Here is a 24,121-nt window from a genome sequence, read left to right on the forward strand (position 1 = left end):
TAGCGAATTCCTCCGGCAATTGGACTTCGGTTTATGCGTGAAGCCCGTTTTTGTCCAGACGGGTGAAGGCACAAGGGCAGATTGTCGCGGGGACGCAATTCGACGGCGGGCGGCGTGGCGACGGGCACATGTCGAACACGGCGAAAACGACCGAAATCAACCCGCGAAGCAGCGCCTGCGTTGCCTCGACAGAAGACGCGGCCCCGGTCTATGCTCGGCGCATGGCGCATGTCATCGATCGCGACAAATGGGCCGGGACGCCCGACCGCTGGCCCGACCATTGGCAGGGCGAACTGCAGTGCGGCGCCTACGGCTCCAGAAGCTGCCTGATCTTCAACTATCTGCCGGAGACTGGCGGCGGCCCGCGGCTGCACATGCATCCCTATTGCGAGATTTTCATCATCCGCACGGGCACCGGGCTGTTCACCGTCGGCGACCGGCAGATCGAGGCGTCGGCCGGCCAGATCCTGATCGTGCCGCCGAACACGCCGCACAAATTCACCAATCTCGGCCCAGGCCCGCTGGAGACCACCGACATCCACGAAAACGGCAGCTTCATCACCGAATGGCTTGAGTAGGCCATGATCACGAACCGAAGGTTCCGCGTCAGCGAAAACCGGAAACCGGAAAAGATCATGGTCGAACTAGTGGTAAAAATCTGACGCTTGGTACCCGAGGTTGACAACCGCTTTGGTGGCTTGCTGCCTATCCGCTATCACGCCGACCACGTTAGAAACTGCCATTCCGCAGATTTCGGAAAACCTCCACTTCCGGATCAGTGCCAGATGTTGTCGCGGCCCATACAGCGGGCCATGTTACGCCCCTTATGACCGCTGTCGCCATGTCGACATCATCGATTCTCGTGGTCGGCAACGCATTGCGCCTTCCGGGCGAGCCTCCGCCCGCAGGATCTCCGGCTCTTCGCAGGCTCGACTTGGCGGAGGCGGCATGAACTATCTCGTCTGGCTTGTTCCAATTGCCTTGGGCATGGGCGTCGCGGGTCTCGCGGCGTTCCTGTGGTCGATGCGCAGCGGCCAATATGAAGATCTCGACGGAGCCGCCGAAAGGGTGCTGGTTTCAGACGCCGCGGACGTTCCCCTTCGTCAGTATGGGTGGAAAAGCGAGGCGGCCGCTCATGAGGCTCGCCCCAAGGGCGGGAAGGCGCCGACCGCCGACGGCGTTTTCTCAAGGAGCAGAACGGACAGAACGGACGGAAGGGTTTGACAATGTCTCAAGCTGGTGACAGGCCGTACGACTGGGTGGCGGCGTTGGCTTTCTACTCGGGAGCCGCCGTGCTTGTCCCAAGCCTCGCCGCCTTGGTCGTTAGCCTTCTGGCGGTCGCCTTGGCATTGCTATAGCAACGAGATGGCTATCCTGCGTAGGGCGGCGGCTCCGCGACTGCTGGCCTCTTCAGTTGCATTCGGATGCGGACGGAGTATCCTTAAGTTTGGGCGCTGGACGTTGCTGCGCCTAGTGCTCGGGCGTCCTCGCACGAGCGAAATTGGGGAGTGGCAGGCATGTCCGTGGCAATGCATCCGGCGGCGCCGCATCATCTTCCGCCTTTCATAACGGCCCCCGGCGAGACCGATGTGTTGTTCACGGGGTCGGTCATCTTCCTTGTGCTGGCCGTGATGGGGATTGGAAGTTTGTACTTCTGGCTCCATTCCTTGCCGGAGCGCATGTCCCACGGCGGCAGTCAGATCCAGTTCCAGCTGGTGGCGGTGCTGTCGCTGCTGGCGTTGTTCACCCACATCCATGCGTTCTGGATTGGGGCGCTGTTTCTGGCGCTCGTCCCCGTGCCCGACTTCTGGACGCCCCTGGCCAGCATGGCCGACTCGCTCGCCAGGATGGCGACGGGGCGGTTTCGATCCCCCGCCGCGGAGGCGCCGTCTGAGCCGGCTCCCGAGGTGCTTGCCAACTATACGCCGGTCAAAGTGGAGGCCGTACCTCCTCCGACCCCCTTGGAGAAAGCCCGAAGCGACCCCCGCGACGAAATCGCCAAGACGCATGCGCCGGAGCCGTCCGACCGCCATCAGCGCCAGCCGGTGTCAGTGGGAGGTCATGAACGATGATCGAAGTTCTGCTTTGTTCGGTCCTGACCGTCCTGCCCGATTTTCTCGTCCGCCGCTTCGTACAGGGAAAGAGGATTGGTCACGAGATCACGCTCTATTCTGTATGGTATGAGCTGCGATACGGAATAACGGCGTGCATAGCTCTGACAGTGATTCTGCTGACGCTCATTCTCTACTATCATCCGTCGACGTCGAGTGCGATTTCGTTCTTTCGCACCATTCCCATCCTCCCCGAAGGCTCCGGCCGCGTCGAGGAAGTCTATGTGGGCATAAGGGACAAGGTCGAGGCTGGCCAGCGCATCTTCAGGCTTGACAGCTCGGAGCAGGAAGCGGCGCTCGAGACCGCGCGACGGCGCATATCGGAGATAGACGCTGGTTTCGAATTGGCCAAGACCGAACTGGTTGGGGCCGACGCCCGCATTCAGGAAGCGCAGAGCGCCTATCAGCAGGCCCTGGACGAATTCGAAACCAAGAGCGAGCTTCAACGGCGAAACGCCAGCACTGTCGCGCAGCGCGAGATCGAGAGGCTCGCCAATATCGTGGAAGGGCGGCAGGCCGCCGTTTCCGCCGTCGTGGCGAGCAAGCAGTCAGTCGAATCACAGATTTCGTCCGTGCTGCCGGCGCAGAAAAAGAGCGCCGAGGCGGCGCTTGCCCAGGCCCAGGTCGAACTGGACAAGACCGTCGTCTACGCCGGGGTCGCCGGCACTTTGGAGCAATTCACCCTGCGCAAGGGAGACATCGTCAATCCCTTTATGCGGCCCGCCGGCGTTCTGATACCGGCGGAAGCCGGACGGAAGGCTCTTATAGGGGGCTTCAGCCAGCTCGAAGCCCAGGTGATGAAGGTCGGCATGGTTGCCGAAGCGACTTGTATTTCGATGCCTCTGACGATCATTCCGATGGTGGTCACCGAGGTTCAGGATCTCATCGCGACCGGTCAGGTTCGGGCGTCGGATCAGTTGATCGACGCCCAACAGGTGGTCCGGCCCGGAACGATCACCGTCTTTCTGGAGCCGCTGTTCGCGGGAGGGTTCGATGGCGTGCCTCCAGGCAGCAGTTGCATCGCCAACGCCTACACCAACAATCACGACCGACTTGCCGAGGAAGATTTGGGCACAGCGCACTGGCTGTTCCTGCACGTCATAGATACGGTCGGGCTGGTGCATGCGATCATATTGAGATTCCAGGCGCTCCTTCTTCCGGTGCAAACACTCGTCTTTTCGGGCGGGCATTGAGGAACCGACGCGCCGTCGAACATGCGGCCAAAGGAAATACCGTCATGTGCACCAAAGTGCGATCTTAAGCTCGCTATGGCCGTTCGTGCTTAAATGGAACGGGATTTGAACCGACATAACGCGGAGCAACAACGACGTCTCAAGGGATCAATGCGGCAAGTCATACGCTTGGCCTGCCGACCTTAGTTCCTCAAGTGTTTTTCCGGCGCAACTTCCCGACCAATCTCCGCCAACTGGCTCGGCCTTGCCTCGGATGGTGATTGTGCCGGCCTGATTGTCGGGGGTTATATAAACGGCAACCCCGTCTGGACCAATTTTGGACAAGTAGTAAGCACGAACGATGCCGCTTAATTCACAACGCACCAAGAAAGGAAAGTCCTCGAACGATCCCTCTTGGGCATGTGCTTCAGGGCTATACATGCAGGCAAGCGACGATTGCGCAATGACAGCGAAAACTGTTCCTGTAAATAGCCAACGAGCCTTCATGCGAATATCCTTCCTAGGCCAAATATACACCATTGATTGCCGTTCCTTGACCACCCGGTTCCGAATAAGCTCGATGGCGCTTCGCCACTCGTCACCGACACGATCAATGCGAAAGCATTATCGGCAGCCCCTCAGTCTGGTGTGACCGAACGCTCCCATGATCATCAGGTCGGCGCCGATTTCGATCGCTCGCTCCTGAAGCGACACCTCGACCGGGCAATCCTCGGATACGAATGGCATGGCCTCGGCTGACAGCCCGCGTAGGTTCAGCCCTTGAGCCAAGCGTCGGGCGGCGTCCGTCTCCTGCAGGGACTTCTCGCCCGTCACGGTGAGCACCGTAATCTTGGAAGCGCGGCGCAACACCTGATGTGCATCCGCCACGGCGCGAGCCGCAACACGGCTGCCGTCCCAGGCAATAGCAACGCTGTGCAGCTTCGTGACAGGCTCGACCTCTGGCAGAAGGATCGTCGGCCTTCCCGACCCGAAGATAATGGCCTGCGCGGTCGTCCTGCTCGTGGGGTTGTTCGCCTCCCAGGCGCAGAGAACGAGATCATAGTAACGCGCTTGAATTGCAGCGGTGTCATTCAGCAAGGGAGCGTTCGACGCGACCGCGTCTGTGGTTGAGTCCACGCCTGCCCGTTTCGCTTCCAGCACAACCTTTGCTAGAAACGCTTCGCCGCGATCCCGGCACAGCGCTTCGGCCTCCCGCGTCATTTTGGGGACGTCGACCAGCCTCCGCGACAGCGCATTCGAGATGTTTCGGATCTCTACGTTTATGGCCAACGCATGCAGTTGCGCGCCGAGGGCCGCCGCCATCGCGACCGCCCTGGGCACTACCATTTCAGGGTTGGGTTCGGGATAGGTGATAACAGGAAGCAGGGCTATCGTTTTCACTAGGGGCCTCCTTCTGAATGCAGGGTACGCGAAGGCCATCTAGTCCCAAAGCACTCATCCGGGATGTGCATGGGTCCGCTCACTCGCCCGGATCGTTGACCACGGCCCAACCGTCATCGGGATCGAACGCCGTGATCTTTTCGGCGAGCGCCGCCGTATCGGGCCCGAGATCCTTTTCGTAGACTGTGCCGTACTGGTTTACGACGAAGGTCATGATGCCTGTGCGGTCGTATTCGGCAGGCATCGCGATCAGCCCAAAGCCGGCGATCATGTTGCCGTTGATGACGTAGTCGTACTGGCCGCCGGCGACGTTAGCGCCTTGACCGTTCAATATGCGGTAGCGGTATCCGAAATAGCCGTCCTCGGCGGCCGTCGCCAACTCGGCCTGGCTGATCAGCGAACCAAATGGGCTTTCCGGCACGCCGTCGCCGGGTTCCCAATAGAGCCCGTCATATGTCCCGGGCGTGCTGATCAACTTCTGAGCATATTCGCCGACGCCATCCTCGTCCCAGTCGGTTTCCTTGTAATCCTCCTGGGCCTCGACATAGGCGCGCAGGTTGGCGACGGTGGTCAGCTCGTTCTCGCCGATCCTGCGGTTGATGACTTCTTCCAGCCCGGCGATGGTATCGAACGCCCATTTGCCCTCTGTCTGCACGACAGGGAATGGAAACGGCCATACCTGGTTACCAAGAAGAAGCGAGCGGCGGTCGGCTGCCAGTTCCTTGACGGCGATGGCCTTCGCCGCCTCTTCGCGGATTTCCGGAAAGCTCGCCTCCACTTCCTTCGACTTCAGCACTTCGCTGGGCGACAGTCCGAGAAGCGAGGCGACGGCCTCCTTGTCATCTTCCTCCAGCGCTTTGCGGAACGCCTCGACGAGTTCGTCGACTGTTGCGAACGGCGTGGGCGTCTCGCCGATGAAGGCATCGAAATCCTGCGTGGTGCTGGTCTGTGCTTCCTGGGCGCCGCCGGTCGAAAGTGCGGGAACGCCGAGCGAAAGTGCGAGAGTTGCGGTAATGAGGTATCGGATCATGATCATGTTCCTGAAATAAACCGGATGTCGCACACGATACGGCAGTTGCTACCGGCGTCCTCCCCCTCGTCCGCCTCCGCCTCGTCCGCCTCCGCCCCCTCCTCTTCCACCTCTGCTCTGTACCTGGCGATGGCCGCCACCCCGGCTATAGGCGCCGCGGTTCGAATGGTTGGTCGCAACCCTGCCGGGCCGCGGATTTCCCATCGCCGAAGGCTTGCGCGGACGATTGTCGGCGCGCGCAGCCGGCTTTTTCCTGGAGGACTTCTTCTGGGCGACTTTCTTGGCCGCAGGTTTGTTGGCCGCCGGTTTCGCCTTCCTGTGCTGGTCCGAGACGCGTTTTGCATCGGGCCGCTTCGTCCCCGACTTCGGCAGCTTGGCCTGCGGCCGGTCCTTCAAACCTTCGGCGACGTTCTTGCGGACATCCTTGCCCTTGAGGTCATGCGCCCGCGCCTGCTTGCCCTTGCCCGACTCCCGGCGGTCCTTGGCCTTGCTGGCAATGTTGTTGAAGTCCTTGCTCTTCAGGTTCTGCTTGAGCTTGTCGCGGTCGATGTTCGCGTTCTTGAGATTGATCTTGTCGCGGTCGATGTTCTTGAGATCGAGGTCCTTCAGTCTGTCGATGTCGATATTGTCGATGTCGATATTGTCGAAATCGATATCGATGTTGTCGCCGATATCGACGTCGAGATCCACGTCTCCGCCCCAGGTTCCCCAGTCGTCCCAGTCGACCACAGCGGCCCACATCGCACCGGTGGCAAGCGCGGCCCAGTAGGGCGCCGTCGGATAGTAGTAGGAGGGGTACGGGTCGTAGGCGATCGGGTCGCCCGCTATGACGTAGTCGGGCTCGTACAGCATTTCGGGGGGATAGGTCGGGATATAGACGGTCTGCGGATCAGCAGACCTGATAACGACATGGTCGCCTTCGTTGACAACCTGCACCTGTTCCGTCGTCTTCAAGTAGTTCTTGGCCACGGCCTCGTCGCGCAACTGCTGGATGGCCACGAGCAGATCCTTCTGCTGGTTCGCGGCCGCGGCCCCCAACTGCTCGGTCCACTCGAGATCGTCGTTCATCATCTTCACGATCTCGGGATAGTTGAGCAGCGAGATCACGCTGCCATCCCATTTGTCGCTCGGCTCGAGGTCGGGAGACTTCGCCTTTTCGTCGAGAAAGCGGGCCGCCTGCACGATCTGCAACGGATAGAGCGACGCCGCGATGGTGAGCGCGACGAGATCGTCAGGATAAAGCGCGATCGGCGCGGTCAGAACCTTCAATTCGTCGAGCGTGAGAGGAGCAGGCTCCTCGGTGGCGGCGGCCGGTTCGCTGTCGACCGCCGGTCGGGGAGTGGGCGTGGGGGTCTGGCCGTAGGCAGGCGCACCGAACGGCGCGGAAAGAAGCAGAAGGGCCGCAAGGCCGACTGAAACGAGGCCGAACCTGGAACAATGGGTCATCTGGCTGCTCCTACGGTAGCGATCGCCGAGCTATTTCTTTTGCACGGTGTTGAAAGTGTCGACGTAGCTCCGCCCAACCGCGCGTACGGCGCGACCTATGTCGTCATGGATATCGTCCTGGAGATTGACAAAGGAGACACGCACGCTCCAGTTGGGAGCATCGAAACCCCCGCCATTGAGCAGCACGATCGAGTGGTTTTCCGCCAGGCGATAGACCAGGTCGTCCAGCGGATGAACATTCTTCTTCAGCCATGTGACCATTTCCTCGCCTTGGTATTTGCGCAGCCAGAATTCGAAATCGAGGGGTTCCGATAGTAAGCCGCAAAATTCGCGATGGGCTGAACATCCAGAGGCAGTCCTTGCGCGTCCGATCTGCATCTGTCCAGCATTCCGCCCGCGCCACCGCTGTTGGAGCGTTCGCGAATATGGCTTGCACTGGAAACCGTTTGCGCGGCATCGGTATGGTTTAACCGGTCACACGGGGTGAGCCGTCGCTTCAAGCTCGGAACAGAGCCAAACTCACTGGAAAATTGATGCGCCACAGGAACACCCCTTCAATGGCCCTCAACTCTCTATTGTTAAACTACTTTCTCGCGCAGTTTTTAGACACACATGATAACACCTTGAATCAGGCACGCAAGGGTGTATTGTACGACTTCAGATTAACTGGCATTACAATCAGCGGTTTCATTTAGACAATTTTCGTACAATTTATCTTAGCGGCGGAAGCAATCGGAGAACTTCTGGCCGCTTGTTCTAGTATTGAACCTGCATCAGGAGGGTATCATGGTTGAATGGGTTCGTGAGCACGCTTCGCAGCTGTCCTGAAATATTGACCTTCATGTCTCTAGCCATTTGCTATTATTTCTGCCCCTTTATGTATGAAGATCTCGGCTTAGGAGCGGTGACAGCGACCCCCATTGCAGCCGTCATCGTTAGGCAGCTTGGGATCACGATTTCTCCGTCGCTGAGGGCGCTGCTGGCAGGACTGGTTGTCGGGCATCTGCGTATGCGCTTCCCTCTCTTCGGTGGGGCCGGGACTGTACCTCGGGCACTACCTGCTCCGTATGAACCCCATACTGCTCCTGGGAGGACTGGCTGGGGCGCAGACCATGACCGCCGGCATGGCGGCGGTGCAGGACCGCTCGGGTAGTCCGGTTGCCGTCCTTGGCTATACGCCGGCGGTTCCGATCGTCCACATCCTGCTCACAACCTGGGGGACGGTGATCGTGGGCGTGATGGCGAACTGAAATCCGACCTGAGAAAGGGACTTCGGTGGCAGTAGGATTACTCGGCAAGCCCCGATCGCGGCAGTTGAGACGCAGCTTCTTTTATGCGCTCGTGCAGCAGCTTCGCGTGGTCTGGCCGATCTTCTCCGGCATCCTTCTCGCCATGGCGGGATGCGGGCTGATCATCGGGCGTATTGAAAATTGGCGCGTCGACGAAGCTCTGTACTTCACCTTCGTGACGGGTCTTACGATCGGCTACGGCGATTTCTCGCCGCAGCACCTTCTGACGCGGTTACTGGCGATAGCAATTGGTTTTGCCGGCATAGTGATGACAGGCCTCGTTGCGGCGGTCGCCGTGCAGGCGCTGAAGGCGGCTGAGCGCAATCTCCTGAATGAGGCTGGAAATGGGCCCCTTGATCAAAGAGATCCGTAGCAACGTCGTTCTCTGGCTTTTGGCGTTTGTTCCGGTGGTATTCGTCGTCCGGCAATTGGAGCCGGAAGCGCACACGCTGCTCTTTGTGCTCTCTGTGCTGGCGATTGTACCGCTGGCCACCTTGCTGAGCGCGGCTACCGAGTCGGTCGCGTCCAAGACGGGCGATGCGGTCGGCGGGCTGCTGAATGCCACGTTGGGAAACCTGACGGAACTGGTCATTGCGCTGGCTGCGCTGCAAGCCGGCCAGTACACGTTGGTGAAGGCTTCTATCGCCGGAGCAATCGTCGCCAATACTCTGTTCATGTTGGGCGCCTCGTTCCTGCTAGGCGGTATCAAGTATCATGTGCAGGAGTACAACAGGGTCAGCGCCAGGCTGCAAACCAGCTTGCTGTTCCTCGCTACGATCGCGATGGTGACCCCGTCCATGGTGGCGCAAGTCGATTCCGTTGCCACGTCCGCGTTCACCCAGCAGTTGAGCGTTGGATTGTCGGTGCTGCTCATCGGCGCCTACGCGATGGGCCTGGTCTTCTCACTGAAGACCCATCGAGAACTTTTCAGCGGAACAGCCCATGCGGAAGAAGGCGAAGCGTGGCCGATGGGCCTGGCTCTCGGAACGTTGGCAGCGGTGACAGTGCTTGTTGCTCTGGTAAGCGAAGTGTTCGTCGAGTCGGTGCAGGAGGCTGCGGTCGCGTTCGGCATGACCCCCGCCTTCGTGGGTTTCATCGTCGTTGCGTTGGTGGGCGGTTCCGCCGAGATGGCGGCGGCGTTTGCCGGCGCGCGAAGGAACCGGCTGGACCTGAGCGTGGGCATCGCGCTTGGGGCCGCATCACAGATCGCGCTTTTCGTTGCCCCGATGATGGTGCTCCTCAGCTATGTCATCGGCCCTGCTCCGATGGACCTTCTGTTCTGGCCGGGCGCGGTCGTCATGGTGCTTATCGCGACGATAACGGCATTTCTGATGACCAATAACGGACGTTCCGCATGGTTCGTCGGAGTGCTCCTGCTGATGGTCTATCTGATCTTCGCCATGACGATCTACCTTCTGCCACCGCAAATCTAGGCAGGTAGCGGGCCGTGGTTCCGTCAGGGCGAATACCTGAGGTGAACACCAAGGATGGGCTGACCGCAGGTTTGGGCGCGCCAGGAGCGGACTTGGAGAACATGACGTGAGAAGATAGGCGAGCGGCGTTGGGAGGGCAGATAATGGATTCGGACGTTTCGCCTCCTCTCGTCCATCCTCGTCAGGATCTCACCCGCGTGACGCTGGCGGTGGTGTTCATCGGCAGTCTTCTCATCGCCAGCGTCTGGGTGATGCAGCCGTTTCTGCCGGCGATCGTATGGGCCACGACGTTGGTGCTTGCCACCTGGCCGCTCATGCTCTGGTTGCAGCGCCATACCGGCAACCGCCGCGGCCTTGCCGTCCTGATCATGACGCTGACCTTGCTGCTGCTTGTGATCGTGCCCTTCTGGCTGGCGCTCAGCACTGTCATCGCGAACATCGACAAGGTTGGCGACCTGGTCCGGACTATCCTGTCGATGCGACTGCCACCGCCACCCAACTGGCTGGAGGGAGTGCCCCTGGTTGGAGCACGCGCTGCCGAAGCATGGCAGAAACTGAACTCGGCGGGCGTTCAGGAACTGGTCCAAAGACTGACCCCTTATGCCGGAACGCTGACCTACTGGTTCGCGTCAGCCACCGGAAGTTTGGGTGGCATGTTCATACATTTCCTGCTGACGACCGCGATTGCCGCGATCATGTATTCGGGCGGTGAACGGGCCGCCGCCACCGCAATTCTCTTCGGTCGCCGGCTGGGCGGCGTTCGTGGAGAGACCGCGGTAAAGCTAGCCGGCCAGGCGATCCGAAGTGTGGCCTTAGGCGTAGTGGTTACCGCCGTTGCGCAAAGCGCTGTAGCGGGTATCGGGCTGGCCGTGGCCGGCGTGCCTTATGCCGCCGTGCTCATGGCATTGATCTTCATTTTGTGTCTGATCCAGCTCGGTCCGGTCCTGGTAATGGCTCCGGCAGTGATCTGGATGTATTATTCGGGCGACACGCTTTGGGCGACGGTGTTGCTGGCCTTTACCATCGTCGCCGCGACAATGGATCAATTTATTCGCCCTGTTCTCATCCGCAGAGGCGCCGACTTGCCTATGCTGCTTATCCTGGCCGGGGTCATCGGCGGCCTGGTAGCGTTTGGCATACTGGGCATTTTCATAGGCCCGACGGTTCTGGCGGTCGCCTACACGCTGCTCAATGCGTGGATGGCGGATGGCGATGATAGAGAACCTCCTGGGGAAACGCGATGAAGCCGGCACGCGTTGCTGCTTTTAAGCTAGGCGGCAGCGCCGCGAGCCAAATCGGCTAGTAGGATGGACTCAATGCGCACGCCCGGCAGTTCACCCTCCAAGCGCTATAGTCGTAACTACCAAGACGCTACCGATTGCCGCCATGGCCAGAGCCATCGGCCAAGGGCTTCTGCCCATATATTTGCCGAGCCGTGCGCCGATCAAAAACAGCATGGCGACGGCTACCGCGTTCGACGCGCGCATCGCCGTCGGCAGATCGTCGATGAACAGGAACGGCATGCTGGGTGGAAGCGTCGATACGACGACCAGCAAGCAGATTGAAACTGCAGCTCTGACATCCCGAATGTTCACAATGCGCCGATTGTCGGATGCTGGAAGAGATCTGATGCGCGTGACGATACTTTCGGCGTCGGCCTCGGATGTGACCAGGCGGACGTCCTTCGGCAACTCGGAGAGGAAGACGCGCCGCGCCTCTGCCAGGGGCATGACGCGGATGGCCTCAAGGAAATTTAGGCGCTTCACCCGCTCCACAGCTGTCGTCAAGGCAAACATGACGCCGTCGACAATTCCCCAAGCGAGGTTGCAGCCCAGGGCAGCCATCAGCACGACCCCCACCTTGTCGCCTTCGCCAACCGCGACGCTCATGGTGCCTGTGAAGGAAAGCGCCATCAATAGTCCGAAAATTACCTCCGACAGACGGTCGATGGGGTCGAGCACGGGTCTAACGGGATCGGGACCGTTCATGGCAGGACAACCGGCACATGACAACACTTGAGCAATCGCACCTTACAGCAAGCGATTTCCGTTTGGAGTCTAATTCCGCTTGCCGAGTTCCCGTGCTTTGGGCAGAGGCGAACGAGTGGCTCCGCTTCAGCCTGGTGGCGCGGCGGTGTAGAACCTGTCCCATAGCGCATCCTTTGATTCGGATGGCAATGATGCGCCATTAAAGTCCGGGATCAAACACCTAGCTACTACCTCGTCGCGACGGACGACCGCATGATCCCGCCGCCTGCACAGCGCATGATGGCTGAACGCGCCGGATCTACCGTTGTTGAAACGGCCGGCAGCCACGCAGTCTATGTCTCGAGACCGCAGGCCATTGCCGACCTCATCGAGCAGGCCGCCACCGCCCAGTGAATATTTTCTGTTAGATACCGGAGCGTCGCAAAGAACGCTCCGGTATTTTCACGTCAGCGCCTGAGAATCAAATGGCCCAATTGAAGCGCGTTCAATGGCTGTGCCGTCGCGGCGTTTCCCTTCCGAAGTCTACTGCATACTCACCCAATAGCTTGCCTCTGCTACTCCATTGGCGGATTTCGCCGCGTTGCCGCAATTGGCCCTTCTGGAAGGGTGCCGGGATCGACGAGTTCGATCATGATGCCCACGGAGCCCTAACGTAGATCACACGTCGTCCCGCCCAAGGACATCACCAAGCCCGCAAACTATGTCGCAAAACGTCGGCTGCCGCTCACACGCTTGCCAACGACTTCCCTGATAATCGTTAGGGTTTCCCGTGCAGCCTCCTTGGGCGGCAGGGCTGTATCTGCAATATTACTCACCAGTTTTGTAATGTCATGGTCTATTTTCTTTTCGGACCATTGCTTGCCGTTGGCTACAGTAATGTATACCGAGTAGGCATGGTGTGTAGTTCCCGGCCGTTCGCCGATGATGTGAAGAATCCCTCTGAAACTCTTGGGATCTGCGTTCTGAAAGAGCACCTCGCCGATCCGATAACCGGCCCGGACCCTTCCGCTTGTAACCAGGATGTTCTTGTCGCTCATCGGGACATTGGCGTCGGCAAGCAACCTGCGCATCTCTTCGAGATAGGGTGCTAGATGTCCCTCGTCCATGATGGCTTTGGCGTTTAGGCCATCCGAGATAACGATCTGGCCTTTCGGCAAGTCGTCGCCCCAAGAATCCCTTATTCTTTCAATTTCTGCAATCGCTTCCGGGCTTAGTGTTTCACCTGTATTCGGGTGAGCTATATAGTCATTGCGGTCTTTGGATAGTGTGCGGACCGGCACCACATCGGGTATGGCAGCGACAAACTCGGGCGTTAATTCGGCCCAGAGAGACTGCTTGGCGTCATCGTATAATCCCTTCACTTTGGCTGCGAGCTTTGGGTTCAGATCCCAGATATTCTCGCCGTGCCCAATAGCGAGGTCGACGCCTCTCCCTTCAACCTCCTCAATCTTCTGCCTGCCTTCCGCGTAGACCACGTCCTTAGGCCGCTTTTCGCCCTTCGCGAGGCGGTACTGGTAGTACACCCAGAGAGGATCGCCATAGTTCGTGGTGTAATTGTTGTTCTGATCAACAATCCCGATCCGCTTGTAGAAATCCCACATCGCGTCATTGACTTTGAACCCGAATTTTTCCCTCAACCGGACGTGATCCTGGAAGGACGTCGTGAGATAGCTCAACATCGGGTCGCTTTTGGTGGGCAGCGCAATCAGGTAAACAGGATTGGCAGGCATTATCTGGTCCTGGCACCAATCCAAGTCTTCAAGGCTGACCGTCATGTGTAGGGTCGTGCAGATATCCAGGCCGATCGTCTGTCCGTGGAGTTTGCCCATGACCATATCTTCGAGGCAGCACCTCACCAGTTGTTCGCGGCTCTTGAATACCTCCGGACCAATGAATCCGGCAACATCGTTGACATGAAGCCACGGCCCCCTGGGCTGCACCTTTGCGAGTTCAATTCCAACCGCCCTGCTGAAGCCGTATTTTCGGGACTCCAGTACCATCATATCGACGCCGTTTGCCGCGCCATTTGTAAATTCGGAGCCCTGCCCAGTTTCGAAGTAGAGGCCATATCTTTCCCCTTTCTTCGCGCTTGCATACTTCAGTATTGTCTCATTCGTGATATCAAAGATCTTGTTGCAGTCATCTGTTCCAGCAAGGCTCTGGAACATCGTGGCAACTGTTCCAGGATACATTTCGCTTACCTCTGCCTGCACGTCGATATGCGCAAGCACACACCAAGGGATCACGTCGTCCAGCTTGAAGGTATTGACGATGTCCCTAAGCGCCCGTTCAACGCCCACGACGCTGTTGACCGTGCTGTCGACGGGGTTTGTCCCGATGACAATGTCGCCCGTTGCATAGGAGAACGCGTCGAAGACCTGCCAAACCACGTCATCGGGATGATCTGTAGGAGAATTGGGCTGGATTCGTGCACCCATGTATCCCTTTGCGCCCATATTGGTGCCCGGCAACACATTGAAGATTTTCTGACTCAGGGCGATCAGCTCTTCATTACTCATCAGTTTCGGGACACAGCCGATCGTGTCGCTGGTGAGTCCGTGCATTACGCCCTTAATCGTCGCCTCTGGCTCAGTCAGGAGAAAATCTTTCAATTGGCCCATGGTCCAATCTTTGACCTTTGCGTACTGGGCCTGGTCGGTGGTTTGCCATATCAATCGTTGAAGGTCGTCCTCGAGCAATGGGTACTGGTGGAGATCCCCGATCTTCGTATTTGTCAAAAGGGCGCGGGCATTTTTCCGTGTTGCCTCATCCACAGCGCCCACTCCAATGGTCTGATCTCCTTCCTTGAAGTCATTCGCAGCGCCAATCACTTGCTGGTAAACTGTTTGATCAAAGTCCCCTTTGACCCTGTTGATATACGCAAAGACGTCTTCTCCCGGCTGGACCTGGTCGATCGCAATGTTTGCTTGGCCGGGTGCCGCCTTGGCAGCATCGCTGTAGCTTGCAAGGGCCCCAGCAGCTGCTCCCACCATTAAGAGCAGTTCTCTTCTCGAAACCCCTTCATTCTCCTTCGAGGGTAAGCTCTTATTCATGGCTATCTCCTTGTTGCAAAGGACCAGGGCGATCAGCGGTTTCGCGCGCGCGGCGACCGCGTCAATGGCTGACTGAGGTCTGGAACTGAAAGCATTCTTGGATTCTAGCTTCGGAACGGCAGTCTCCGGAAAGATGGATTGCATAGCTTCACCAATTCGGCTCGGGCGATGTTCCAGGGCTGCAGCGTGGGGTCGAACTCTGCAACCGCGCCAACGCTTGATAAGTGCCTCGCACCTCATCACGCCAATCCCAGTTGTCCAACCAGCCCAACCGGTTTATCGTACCTTAAAGACCTATAAAGTTCGATCCATTTTGGAAGCTTGAGCCTTATCGAGCATGATGCCCGTCGCGGGACGAAACCTTGGCTGCATTCCCTTCAAAGACACAACGGGAGAAGCAACATGGCACGTCATATGAAAGCAGCGATCGTTCGGGAATTTCGCGCGCCTCTGGTCATTGAGGAGATGGAGATCCCAACTCCTGGCCCGGGTCAAATCCTGGTGAAATACGAAGCGACGGGCGTCTGTCACACGGACCTTCATGCCGCAAGCGGGGACTGGCCGGTGAAGCCGACACTACCATTCATACCGGGACATGAAGGGGTCGGTTTTGTCTCCGCGGTCGGACAGGGTGTCAAGCGAGTCAAGGAAGGTGATCGGGTTGGAGTCCCGTGGCTTCACACCGCGTGCGGCTACTGCCCCTATTGTCGCACCGGCTGGGAAACCCTCTGTGCATCTCAGTCCAACACTGGATATTCGGTGAACGGAACCTTCGCCGAGTTCGGCCTGGCAGATCCCGACTTCGTCGGAAGCTTGCCGGACAGCCTCGAATTCGGGCCGGCGGCGCCTCTGCTTTGTGCCGGGGTGACCGTCTATAAGGGTCTCAAGGAAACCGAGGTTCGTCCTGGCGAGTGGGTAGCAGTCTCAGGCGTAGGCGGGTTGGGACATATGGCGGTCCAATACGCCAAGGCGATGGGCATGCATGTCGTTGCGGCAGATATTTTCGACGACAAGCTGGCCTTGGCGAAACAGCTTGGCGCCGACGTTACCGTCAACGGAAAGGACAAGGATGCCGTCGAGCAGGTTCAGAAGGCGACAGGCGGTGTTCACGGAACCCTCGTCACGGCGGTTTCTCCGCAGGCGATGGAACAGGCGTTCGGGTTCATGAGGTCGAAGGGAACGATGTCTCTCGTCGGCCTCCCGCCAGGGAAGATCGCGCTGCCGGTCTTCGAAACCGTCCTGAAACGCATCACGGTGCGCGGTTCGATCGTTGGTACGCGTCAAGATCTGGAAGAGTCGCTGCAGTTTGCGGCGGACGGCAAGGTGGCATCCCATTTCTCATGGGAAGATCTTGAGAACATCAACGATATCTTCCACCGGATGGAACAGGGCAAGATAGACGGCAGGATAGTGATGCGGCTTCACTGATCGGATATACACGCGCCGCAAACGCTTCGAAATTATTTCAACTGGGAACGCATCTGTTCGAAGCGGCGGTAGCTTCTTCTAGGTATCGACGAGGCCAGACGCTTTATCGGCGGAAGGTGATCTTTTCATCGGTATCAAAGCCGACAATGTGAAAGACCTCCTTGCCGATATCGACGCCAATCGATTGTAGCTGGCCTGACTTGTAACAATCTAACCAATTACGACGCGGACGTCGTGCGTGAGCCCGTCGTCAGTGAGTGGCACATTTCCGTCAGTCAAAAGACTCCCGTCCATCATTACGGATTGCACTCCCCGGCCGACACTCTTTGAGTTGTCGAAACGGATCCGGTACAACGCCGATCCGTACCTGTAGCTTAACCCATAATCCGGCCAGCGTGTAGGAACGCACGGCTCAAACCGAAGGATGGGACCGTCCCGTCGAAGGCCAAGAATAGCCTCCAGCCCTGCTCGATATAACCAGCTGGCTGAACCCGTGTACCATGTCCAACCACCACGTCCCGTATGCGGCGGCGCGCCATACACGTCGGCGCTGACCACATATGGCTCTACCATGTAGCGTTCGACCTGATCTCTCGTCGCTCCGTGGCAAATCGGATTGATCAAGTTCCACAGATGCATGGCGCGATCACCATCGCCCTGCAAGGCTGTGGCCCAAACAACCCACGCGGCTGCATGGGTGTACTGGCCGCCATTCTCGCGGATACCGGGAACATAACCCTTGATGTAGCCAGGTTGCAGTGGGCCATTGTCAAATGGGGGCTCGAATAGCGCAATCAGCTTGTCCTCCTGTCGCACAAGCCTTTCGTGAACCGCGTGCATTGCCGTTGAAGCACGTTCCACATCGGCCTCGCCGGAAATGACAGCCCAAGCCTGTGGAATGGCATCGATCTGACATTCATCGTTGAGCGACGACCCGAGCGGAGTGCCATCGTCGAAATAGGCTCGGCGATACCAAGTACCGTCCCAGGCGTTGGCTTCCAAGGCCACGCGCAAGGTTTCGGCTCTTTCGCGGCACCACGCGGCGCAGCTCTCATCCCCACGAGCGGCCGAAATCGTGGCAAACGACTTCAGGACTGTAAGAAAGAACCACCCGTTCCAGACGCTTTCACCCCTGCCCTCCGCGCCGACCTTGTTCATGCCGTCGTTCCAGTCGCCCGTTCCCATGAGCGGCAAGCCGTGGCGGCCTAGACGGAACCCGTGTTCCAGGGCTCGAATGCAGTGCTCATAGATTGCAGCGATTTGTTCGCTGGTGTCCGGCCGGTTGAAGTCCTCGTCCTGGTCCTTCTTCAGGAGGGGGGACCTAATGAACGGAATCTGCTCATCGAGCAAACCGATGTCGCCGGTTGTCGAAACATAGTGGTGAACGACAAAGGGAAGGAAATATAGATCGTCGGTCATGCGCGTTCGCACGCCAATGCCGGACGGAGGATGCCACCAGTGCTGAACGTCACCTTCCTCAAACTGCCGTGCCGCCGCTCGCAGGATGTGTGAGCGGGTTTCGTTCGGCGCGCAGTGGACCAACGCCATGACGTCCTGAAGTTGGTCGCGAAAGCCGTACGCGCCCCCCGACTGGTAAAAGCCAGAGCGCGCCCAAACGCGACAAGACAGGACCTGATAAAGCAGCCACCGGTTCATCATCAGATTGAAGCCAATGTCCGGCGTTGAGACCTGCGTTGCATTTAGGATGTCGTCCCACTGACGAGATAAAGCGGCGAAACTTTCGCGAGCGCGGTCGACGTCTGCATGTTCGCGAACAAGTCGGCGGACCTGCTCGAGGCCGGCAGCTTGTCCAAGAACAAAAATAACGTCCTTGGTGTCGCCAGGCTCTAACAAAATGTCCACCATCAGCGCGGCGCAGGGATCTTCCAGGGTTCCGAATCTTTCTGCCAGACTGGTCCGCTGCAATGCAGCGGGCCGAGACACCGAGCCGTATTTGCCAAGAAACTCCGCGCGATCGGAAGTGGCTGAACTCGCAACCTGACTGGCGGCCACGAACGCCAGTTTCCCGGCAAAATCACCGCCCCATGCGTTGTGCGCCACGATGGCTCCCGATTCGACATCGCGTTCGCAGACGACTTGCATCGCAGCGTCTTCACGATGTGTCCCCAGAACCCACTCGGCGAAATATGTTGCCGATATTTGGCGAGGTCGAGAGTCATCGTTCGTCAATTCGAGATGCACGATCTTGATCTCACCGTTAGGCGGGACATACACCGTCAACTTGTGATCCAAAGCTCGGCTGATACTTTCATACCGGCTGTAGCCTTGGCCATGGTGAACGGTCACGACGGCTCGATGTCCCAGTGGCAAGGGCGTTGGCGTCCAGATCTCTCCGGTTTCTTCGTCCCGCAAGTAGACGACCTCACCAGGTGTATCTGAAACCGGGTCATTCGACCAAGGCGTCAGCCGGTTCATCTGGCTGTTGCCCGACCAAGTGTACCCAAGCCCGGCTTCAGTCGTCAGGCAGCCAAATCTCGGGTTTGCGATGACGTTGCTCCAAGGCGCCGGCGGCAGGGACGGCGCTTGCGAATTGACGCCGTCGACCACAATGACGTACTCGCGCCCGTCAGGGGCGAAGCCCCCGAAACCGTTCCAATACAACAAATCCTTGGGCGGGATCGCAGCAGGGCGCGTGAGTGTCTCGCCCGCTCGAGCCGCGGATATTCGACCCGGAGGCGTTTCAACTTCAACTGCGTATGGTCGATCAAGCTGATTGGCCAGTGAACCAGAGTTGCTTGAAAGGATGACGCGCGCAGCGGCGGCGATCGCTGTGATTTGATCGTCTGAGGCCGTGCCCGCCGACAAGACGAAGATTCCTCCTGGTTTGCCTAGCGTTTCGGCTGCCTTTCCGGCTTGCAGTCTCTTGACCAATTGCTTTGCGCTACTGGCGCCGCGTGTATCAAGCAACACAAGGTCAAATTGCAAACCTCTGCGGCGGATAAACCCGTGCCCCTTTGTCACTTCGCGAACGAGCGTCTTATCCCCGTTGCCTTCGATGCGAACCAGCACGATCGGAAGGTCACCGGATATCCCGTGCGACCAAAGAGCTGCGCGATCGAAGAAGTGATTTTTCTTGAACGCCGTCGCCTGCCGCAAAGCCGGATTTGCAAATGCGATACTTCCAACCAAGCGATTAAACAAAGAGACCTTGTCGAGAGTCAGCTTTAGGTCGTGAAGCTCAGCTTGATAAGTTTCCGATGCCTCGCGGAACGTCTTATCGACGGCATCGATACTTGAGAATCGCTCTGCGATCGCGCGGACCGCCTGATGGTTGTCGCCGGCGCCCGTCACAAAGGCTACGCGCGCCGTATCACCCGCTTCCAGATGGACCGTCCTTCGCAGGCAGAAGACGGGATCGAGAACCGGGCCGGTCGTGCCGGATAGAGCTGCCCCCGCGTCAAATATGGTGGGATTTTCTGCCGTGCGGCCGCGTCCAAGGAATTTGCGTCGATCAGTCTCATACTCGACCACTTGGCCGACCTGTTGACTCGACGACGAAACATGAACCGCCCAGATCGGTTTTTCTTTCGCATCGCGCGGCCTGCGACGCGCAAACAAGGCGCCGGTCGCCTCGTCGTACTGCGTTTCCACGAAGAGCTTGGCAAACGTCGGATGTGCTCTGTCCGCGCGGCGATTGTTCAGACAGATCTCGGAATAGCTGGTTAGTTCGAGGGTTCGTGCCTTCCTGCCATGGTTGACAATCGTAAGTGCCCGCACTTCTGCGTCGACATCTGGTGCGACGCATACTTTCCAGGAAATTTCGATGTCTTCGGCTCGACAGCGAAACTCGGCCCTGTCTCCATGAAACGTATGCGTGTAGATATTATGAGGTCGGAAAAGTGGTTGCTTGCCGATGGACCATGGAGTGTTGTCCGCCTGGTCTCGGACGTAGCAAAACTGGCCCCAACAATCGCGGGTGACATCCTCTCGCCACCGGGTAACGTCAAGGTCCTTCCATGTGCCCCAACCGGCTCCTGTAGCAGTGAGCATGACACTGTAGCGACCGTTAGAGAGCAAAGCGACGGTGGGGGCCGGATCCATCGATTCAGGAGCGCTACTGTGTCTCGTCGGCTCGGGCGCGCTATCGCCGTGAATTGATTTTGCCATCAACGTTTTCCCACTCAAACGACGACACCGGCTTCGAAGGCAATCGTCACTGCAACCACCGCCGACAACTTTCCCGCGGCCTCATCGGCGACATGTCCATTCCAGATCCTTACTGCGGGTATCTCCCGATAGTAAGTGAGAACGCTCCACGTACCGGTATTCAGAAGAAAATGTTGTCCGGCTCGCGGTGGAAGCCCGATCCAACGCGCCGCAAGCACGCGCAGCACGTGCCCATGCGCGAACAGAGCAACGTCGCCGTTCGCAGCCCGCGCCCGCGTCACGACTTGATCCACACGCGCGCCAACTTGCCTCGGCGTCTCGCCCCCCGGGCATCCATCCCGGAAAATCAACCAGCCCGGTCTTTTCGCCTGGATTTGCTGGGGCGTCAGCCCCTCGTATTCGCCGTAGTCCCACTCGATCAAGCTTGGGTCGACGATGGCGCCGGCGCCGAGACCCACCAACTCACAAGTCTCCCGTGCGCGCTGTAGTGGGCTTACGAGAACGAGCGCAAACGTCTGCCGCGCCAACACCGGACGCGTCCGTTCTGCCTGTCGTCGTCCGTTGTCGGTCAAGGGGAGATCTGTTGTACCTGTGTGTTGCCCGCTCAGGCTCCACTCGGTCTCCCCATGCCTGATCACGAATACGTTCACGTCCAGCTCTCCTGGCTTAGACGCTGTCAGCCGCCGTCGATCGCAGCGCTCCCAAGGCCGTTGCTTGTCCCGACACTCCGCCCGCGATTTCGGTCAGGTCGCCGCCGTGTAATGCGATGTACCCCCTGTGCTCGATCAGATCGTGACGGATGGCCTGCTTGAAGTAAGCGGCTCAAGCTGCCAGCCGCGGCAACCGGTCGATGACGTCGCCTGGCCCATGGAAGCGGGTCAGGTCGTTCACGACGGACATATCTAAAGGCATGGGGGCATCTCGTTCAGCTTCGCTCCCTCGAGGTAGTGCGGCTTGTGCCCATACTCCACCGCCCGGCTGGTCGTGATGCGGCGGACTACCAAAGCCCACCTATGCCGCCTCCATCTCATCGGTGTACGTCCCAAGACTAGCCGCGCCGTTACAGCGAGCCCGGTGGTAAAGGGCCTGTTGGCCCATCTTCAGCTCCTCGTCGCGTCCATGCCACGCCTCCAGCGCCGGATCCTGGAGTGCGCGCCCGTAGGAGAAACTGATCTTCCAAGGCTTTGGCCCGGGCAGTTGGTTGATCGCCTTGAGGTGGGCGGTGGCCACCCGGTCGTTCTGACCACCCGACAGGAACACGATGCCGGGGACCGCCGCGGGCACGTGCCGGCGCAAGCAGCGGAGCGTGGCGCCTGCGACGTCCCGCAAGGGAACCGGACGAGAGTAGTCCTCACCCGCGATCACCATGTTGGGCTTGAGCAGCATGAACTCCAGCACGACACGCTGTTCGAACAGGGCACGGAACACGGCGTGAAGGACCACGCCAGTGACATCCTCGCAGCGCTCGATCGTGTGCGATCCCTCCATCAACACCTCCGGTTCAACGATTGGCACGAGTTGCTGCTCCTGGCAAAGCGCGGCGTACCGCCCTAAGGCGTGTGCGTTGGCACTCACGCACGCGGCGCTCGGCAGCGTCTCCGCAATGCGTATGACTGCCCGCCACTTCGCGAAGCGGGCGCCCATGCCGCGGTATTCGGAGAGGCGATCCCGGAGCCCGTCGAGCCCTTCGGTGACTGTCTCCTCGGGAGAGCCGGCAAGCGGCTTCGCGCCTGTGTCAACCTTGATCCCGGGCAGGATCCCCTGGCTGGAGAGGACCTGAGTGAACGGCGTCCCGCCGGAACTCTTCTGGCGGATGGTCTCGTCGTGCATGATGACGCCGCTGATGAACTCGGCCGCGCCCGTGGAGGTGAAGAGCATTTCACGGTAGGTGCGCCGGCTTTGCTCGGTGGAATGGATTCCGAGCGCATCGAACCGCTTGGTCAATGTGGGCACGGTCTCGTCCGCCGCCAAAATACCCTTCCCCTCGGCGACTAACGCCGCTGCGATGCTCCCCAGATCGTGGTTCATCGTGGGCCCTCCCGTTTGCTCTCCGTCGTACCCTCCCGTTTGCTCTCCGTCGTACTCGTGCACCCTTTATCCGAGCAAGAAATTATGTGGCGCAAGATCAGATGAGATCAAGAGTACGAGAAAGAATGTCGCAACAAGTCAGCGGGTTTCCCAAACAGGATTGCCTGCCTCAACCGTGTTGGCGGCAGTCCGGTCGCTGCTGAAGTGTGCCTCGCTCCCTGCACCCGACAGCTCAGTGTGCTCGCATGCCCTGATGTTGTCCTACAGCGCTACAGCCATCCTCCCGCGAAACCTGCTCGACGCAATCCCTCTACCACCGGCGAACAGCGGCGCATGAGGTTCCAGAGCAAGCCAGTCCGGTAGTTTTCGATCATAAGCACGACCGGTCCCTGGTCGATCCCAAAGTGGTACGGGGACACCCACCATCCCGTGGGACTATCTTCTATCGTGAATGACGGATTGAAGGACGGTTTGAATCCGTAAAGCCGTGTCATGCCGAGATTCATCCGGGCAAAATTGCGGGCAGTGGGGATAACGATCTCTGGCGCGAATGGCAGCGAGGCTATGACAACCCAAGGTGCGACCGTCCCGTCGTCGGGCCCGAACGGAGCGCCGCGGGCAATGTAATCGAAGAACTGCCGCTCAAGGCCATTGACCGATCGCGTGATCCAGCCCGGCCCGTCGCAGGCCGTGAACCCCCAGCAATGTTGGCCATAGCCGGCGAACTCCATCGGGTTTCGAATTGCATACTCCTGCTGCACGAAAGTTGCTTGCCGGCTGTTCTCGAAATAGTCGCTGTCGTGGTGACGCATGAACGCATCGCGGATGCCGCGAAAGTCCACCCACATGTGCGACAGCTGATGAGTAAAGAGCGGGCCTGAATAAAGCAGCTCGCGGCCGTAGATTTTCTTCCATTCGTAGGTTGCGGTGTAGGCGGCATAGCTCTGCGGGTGCAACGGGTGGGTCGGCGAGCCAAGGCCGAGGATGTAGAGTAGCAAGCCCTCATCGTAACCCCGCCACCGATGCGGGATGAATCCGCTTTCCGGGCGCCAGCCATGCGTCAGCGAAAGACCGCCATTGCAGGCCCAGTTCCAGTCGGCACGCTCATACAGCGTAGTAGCGAGGTGGCGGATTTCCGCTTCATCCGGAGTGTCGCGATCGAAATAGGTAGCAACGGTTAGGGCGCCTGCAAACAGGAACGCGGAATCGATCGTGGACAACTCGCACTGCCAAACGCGGCGACCCGTCTCGATATCCAGAAAATGATAGAAGAAGCCTTTGTAACCAGATGTGTTTGGCTCCGGTCCCTGCGGACAATCCGTCAAGTATCGCAATCGTTTGCGGGCGATCTTTGCCGCGAATTCGCGGATAAGAATTCCTCGTTCTACAATGACGGGAATTGTCGCGAGCGCCATGCCGATTGCGGCGATGCTTGCCGGAGCATTCGGTTCCGTCTTGTCGCGTACCAGCCCGTTGTCGGGGTTCGTCTCATGCAGATAGTACAGCAATGTCGAGAACTGCAATCGCGCCAGGTCTTGATCGGTCGGCAACCGATCAAGCTCGGCATCCGTCGACAGCGTGTCGGGCATAGCGCGTAAGTGCTCCGTTAACCGA

Annotated in this window: 20 protein-coding genes and 1 pseudogene; 10 read left to right on the top strand and 11 right to left on the bottom strand. The window is 59.0% G+C overall.

Annotated features, from left to right (window positions below):
* The first annotated feature begins 221 nt into the window (after nucleotides 1-221).
* The 4 genes from BQ8794_RS18460 (at nucleotide 222) to BQ8794_RS18475 (ending at nucleotide 3,304) form a co-directional block, all read left to right on the top strand.
* Nucleotides 222-578 carry a cupin domain-containing protein gene (locus tag BQ8794_RS18460; RefSeq protein WP_077380406.1) on the top strand — a complete coding sequence of 119 codons (357 nt, stop codon included), beginning with the start codon at nucleotides 222-224 and terminating at the stop codon, nucleotides 576-578.
* A gap of 370 nt (nucleotides 579-948) precedes the next feature.
* Nucleotides 949-1,224 (top strand): cbb3-type cytochrome oxidase assembly protein CcoS, encoded by a 276-nt coding sequence (gene ccoS / locus BQ8794_RS18465; protein ID WP_077380017.1) that lies wholly within the window; start codon nucleotides 949-951, stop codon nucleotides 1,222-1,224.
* A gap of 293 nt (nucleotides 1,225-1,517) precedes the next feature.
* Entirely contained in the window at nucleotides 1,518-2,072 is a 555-nt protein-coding gene (locus tag BQ8794_RS18470; protein WP_174654471.1) for a hypothetical protein, read from the top strand.
* The gene (locus BQ8794_RS18475) at nucleotides 2,069-3,304 is read left to right on the top strand and encodes an HlyD family secretion protein (protein ID WP_077380019.1); all 1,236 of its coding nucleotides are present in this window, start codon (nucleotides 2,069-2,071) and stop codon (nucleotides 3,302-3,304) included. Before BQ8794_RS18470 ends, BQ8794_RS18475 begins: the two co-directional genes overlap by 4 nt.
* Nucleotides 3,305-3,451: 147 nt before the next feature.
* On the opposite strand, the gene BQ8794_RS34865 is transcribed toward BQ8794_RS18475, so the two are convergent.
* The 5 genes from BQ8794_RS34865 to BQ8794_RS18495 form a co-directional block, all read right to left on the bottom strand.
* Complete coding sequence (locus BQ8794_RS34865; RefSeq protein ID WP_143744607.1) at nucleotides 3,452-3,790, bottom strand: hypothetical protein; 339 nt, start codon at nucleotides 3,788-3,790, stop codon at nucleotides 3,452-3,454.
* 117 nt (nucleotides 3,791-3,907) lie between these two features.
* Nucleotides 3,908-4,684: a universal stress protein gene (locus BQ8794_RS18480; protein WP_143744608.1), complete on the bottom strand. Its 777-nt coding sequence runs from the start codon at nucleotides 4,682-4,684 to the stop codon at nucleotides 3,908-3,910.
* Between the two features lie 79 nt (nucleotides 4,685-4,763).
* The gene (locus BQ8794_RS18485) at nucleotides 4,764-5,714 is read right to left on the bottom strand and encodes a DUF2950 domain-containing protein (protein ID WP_077380407.1); all 951 of its coding nucleotides are present in this window, start codon (nucleotides 5,712-5,714) and stop codon (nucleotides 4,764-4,766) included.
* 48 nt (nucleotides 5,715-5,762) lie between these two features.
* Complete coding sequence (locus tag BQ8794_RS18490; RefSeq protein ID WP_077380023.1) at nucleotides 5,763-7,160, bottom strand: DUF3300 domain-containing protein; 1,398 nt, start codon at nucleotides 7,158-7,160, stop codon at nucleotides 5,763-5,765.
* A gap of 30 nt (nucleotides 7,161-7,190) precedes the next feature.
* The gene (locus tag BQ8794_RS18495) at nucleotides 7,191-7,421 is read right to left on the bottom strand and encodes a hypothetical protein (protein WP_174654474.1); all 231 of its coding nucleotides are present in this window, start codon (nucleotides 7,419-7,421) and stop codon (nucleotides 7,191-7,193) included.
* A gap of 767 nt (nucleotides 7,422-8,188) precedes the next feature.
* On the opposite strand from BQ8794_RS18495, the gene BQ8794_RS18500 reads away from it, so the two are divergent.
* The 4 genes from BQ8794_RS18500 (at nucleotide 8,189) to ydiK (ending at nucleotide 11,126) form a co-directional block, all read left to right on the top strand.
* The gene (locus BQ8794_RS18500) at nucleotides 8,189-8,410 is read left to right on the top strand and encodes an aspartate-alanine antiporter-like transporter (protein WP_244555035.1); all 222 of its coding nucleotides are present in this window, start codon (nucleotides 8,189-8,191) and stop codon (nucleotides 8,408-8,410) included.
* 106 nt (nucleotides 8,411-8,516) lie between these two features.
* Nucleotides 8,517-8,822, top strand: a complete 306-nt coding sequence (locus tag BQ8794_RS18505; protein WP_342188182.1) for a potassium channel family protein — start codon at nucleotides 8,517-8,519, stop codon at nucleotides 8,820-8,822.
* Nucleotides 8,794-9,882, top strand: a complete 1,089-nt coding sequence (gene cax / locus BQ8794_RS18510; protein WP_077380026.1) for a calcium/proton exchanger — start codon at nucleotides 8,794-8,796, stop codon at nucleotides 9,880-9,882. Before BQ8794_RS18505 ends, cax begins: the two co-directional genes overlap by 29 nt.
* Before the next feature lie 143 nt (nucleotides 9,883-10,025).
* A complete protein-coding gene (gene ydiK, locus BQ8794_RS18515) occupies nucleotides 10,026-11,126 on the top strand; it encodes an AI-2E family transporter YdiK (protein WP_077380028.1) in 1,101 nt (366 codons plus the stop codon).
* Nucleotides 11,127-11,216: 90 nt separating this feature from the next.
* Here the strand turns inward: ydiK and BQ8794_RS18520 are convergent, their stop codons facing one another.
* Complete coding sequence (locus BQ8794_RS18520; protein WP_077380030.1) at nucleotides 11,217-11,870, bottom strand: VIT1/CCC1 transporter family protein; 654 nt, start codon at nucleotides 11,868-11,870, stop codon at nucleotides 11,217-11,219.
* Between the two features lie 198 nt (nucleotides 11,871-12,068).
* On the opposite strand from BQ8794_RS18520, the gene BQ8794_RS18525 reads away from it, so the two are divergent.
* Nucleotides 12,069-12,263, top strand: coding sequence for an alpha/beta fold hydrolase (locus BQ8794_RS18525; RefSeq protein ID WP_425293557.1), 195 nt, complete (start codon nucleotides 12,069-12,071; stop codon nucleotides 12,261-12,263).
* A gap of 305 nt (nucleotides 12,264-12,568) precedes the next feature.
* Here the strand turns inward: BQ8794_RS18525 and eutB are convergent, their stop codons facing one another.
* Nucleotides 12,569-14,923 (bottom strand): ethanolamine ammonia-lyase subunit EutB, encoded by a 2,355-nt coding sequence (gene eutB, locus BQ8794_RS18530; RefSeq protein WP_077380408.1) that lies wholly within the window; start codon nucleotides 14,921-14,923, stop codon nucleotides 12,569-12,571.
* A gap of 402 nt (nucleotides 14,924-15,325) precedes the next feature.
* On the opposite strand from eutB, the gene adhP reads away from it, so the two are divergent.
* The gene (gene adhP, locus BQ8794_RS18535) at nucleotides 15,326-16,351 is read left to right on the top strand and encodes an alcohol dehydrogenase AdhP (protein ID WP_077380032.1); all 1,026 of its coding nucleotides are present in this window, start codon (nucleotides 15,326-15,328) and stop codon (nucleotides 16,349-16,351) included.
* A gap of 210 nt (nucleotides 16,352-16,561) precedes the next feature.
* Here the strand turns inward: adhP and BQ8794_RS18540 are convergent, their stop codons facing one another.
* From BQ8794_RS18540 to BQ8794_RS18555, 4 genes and pseudogenes are all read right to left on the bottom strand, one after another.
* Entirely contained in the window at nucleotides 16,562-20,479 is a 3,918-nt protein-coding gene (locus BQ8794_RS18540; RefSeq protein ID WP_077380034.1) for a GH36-type glycosyl hydrolase domain-containing protein, read from the bottom strand.
* Nucleotides 20,480-20,565: 86 nt separating this feature from the next.
* Nucleotides 20,566-21,129, bottom strand: a pseudogene (locus tag BQ8794_RS18545) (histidine phosphatase family protein); the annotation flags it as partial.
* A 361-nt stretch (nucleotides 21,130-21,490) separates the two neighbouring features.
* Nucleotides 21,491-22,507 (bottom strand): class I fructose-bisphosphate aldolase, encoded by a 1,017-nt coding sequence (locus BQ8794_RS18550; protein WP_077380409.1) that lies wholly within the window; start codon nucleotides 22,505-22,507, stop codon nucleotides 21,491-21,493.
* A 269-nt stretch (nucleotides 22,508-22,776) separates the two neighbouring features.
* Nucleotides 22,777-24,096, bottom strand: coding sequence for a glucoamylase family protein (locus tag BQ8794_RS18555; protein WP_077380036.1), 1,320 nt, complete (start codon nucleotides 24,094-24,096; stop codon nucleotides 22,777-22,779).
* Between the last annotated feature and the right edge of the window lie 25 nt (nucleotides 24,097-24,121).

Source organism: Mesorhizobium prunaredense, from assembly GCF_900156895.1.
Classification (GTDB): Bacteria; Pseudomonadota; Alphaproteobacteria; order Rhizobiales; family Rhizobiaceae; genus Mesorhizobium; species Mesorhizobium prunaredense.

Coding starts and splice junctions, on each gene's coding strand:
- BQ8794_RS18555 (WP_077380036.1), bottom strand. CDS start 24,096: ATGCCCGACACGCTGTCGACGGATGCCGAGCTTGATCGGTTGCCGACC.
- eutB (WP_077380408.1), bottom strand. CDS start 14,923: ATGAATAAGAGCTTACCCTCGAAGGAGAATGAAGGGGTTTCGAGAAGA.
- BQ8794_RS18475 (WP_077380019.1), top strand. CDS start 2,069: ATGATCGAAGTTCTGCTTTGTTCGGTCCTGACCGTCCTGCCCGATTTT.
- BQ8794_RS18540 (WP_077380034.1), bottom strand. CDS start 20,479: ATGGCAAAATCAATTCACGGCGATAGCGCGCCCGAGCCGACGAGACAC.
- BQ8794_RS18470 (WP_174654471.1), top strand. CDS start 1,518: ATGTCCGTGGCAATGCATCCGGCGGCGCCGCATCATCTTCCGCCTTTC.
- adhP (WP_077380032.1), top strand. CDS start 15,326: ATGGCACGTCATATGAAAGCAGCGATCGTTCGGGAATTTCGCGCGCCT.
- ydiK (WP_077380028.1), top strand. CDS start 10,026: ATGGATTCGGACGTTTCGCCTCCTCTCGTCCATCCTCGTCAGGATCTC.
- BQ8794_RS34865 (WP_143744607.1), bottom strand. CDS start 3,790: ATGAAGGCTCGTTGGCTATTTACAGGAACAGTTTTCGCTGTCATTGCG.
- BQ8794_RS18520 (WP_077380030.1), bottom strand. CDS start 11,870: ATGAACGGTCCCGATCCCGTTAGACCCGTGCTCGACCCCATCGACCGT.
- BQ8794_RS18490 (WP_077380023.1), bottom strand. CDS start 7,160: ATGACCCATTGTTCCAGGTTCGGCCTCGTTTCAGTCGGCCTTGCGGCC.
- BQ8794_RS18460 (WP_077380406.1), top strand. CDS start 222: ATGGCGCATGTCATCGATCGCGACAAATGGGCCGGGACGCCCGACCGC.
- BQ8794_RS18550 (WP_077380409.1), bottom strand. CDS start 22,507: ATGAACCACGATCTGGGGAGCATCGCAGCGGCGTTAGTCGCCGAGGGG.
- BQ8794_RS18495 (WP_174654474.1), bottom strand. CDS start 7,421: ATGGTCACATGGCTGAAGAAGAATGTTCATCCGCTGGACGACCTGGTC.
- BQ8794_RS18485 (WP_077380407.1), bottom strand. CDS start 5,714: ATGATCCGATACCTCATTACCGCAACTCTCGCACTTTCGCTCGGCGTT.
- cax (WP_077380026.1), top strand. CDS start 8,794: ATGGGCCCCTTGATCAAAGAGATCCGTAGCAACGTCGTTCTCTGGCTT.
- ccoS (WP_077380017.1), top strand. CDS start 949: ATGAACTATCTCGTCTGGCTTGTTCCAATTGCCTTGGGCATGGGCGTC.